This is a genomic window from Christiangramia qingdaonensis (genome assembly GCF_048381525.1).
GTDB lineage: Bacteria > Bacteroidota > Bacteroidia > Flavobacteriales > Flavobacteriaceae > Christiangramia.
In genome coordinates this window covers 43,109-43,374 of the sequence record NZ_JBLWIM010000008.1, presented here as the reverse complement: position 1 = coordinate 43,374, position 266 = coordinate 43,109, and the positions used below count along the sequence as shown (strand labels likewise).

At 39.8% G+C, this 266-nt stretch carries 1 protein-coding gene; it reads right to left on the bottom strand.

The genetic code is table 11. The features are described from left to right. The coding region (locus tag ACNI3T_RS00945; protein ID WP_418226221.1) for an alcohol dehydrogenase catalytic domain-containing protein at positions 1–266 on the bottom strand (266 nt) is incomplete at both ends.

Below are 266 nucleotides of genomic sequence, written 5' to 3'. Positions count from 1 at the left end.
CCATGTATTCCTGTGGTACACGCCCATATACTTCATCTCCAACTTTAAAGTCTTTAACTTTACTCCCAGTTTCTACGATTTCTCCACTCATATCATAGCCAATCCCCGTTGGAAGATCCAGTTTCAGCATATCTTTTAGATGACCCTGAACTAATTTGTAATCTATTGGATTTAGGGCAGCAGCTTTTACAGCAACCAAAACATCATTATCGGCAATTTCGGGTTTACTGGTTTCAGCAAATTCAAGACCGTCCTTAATTTCTCCG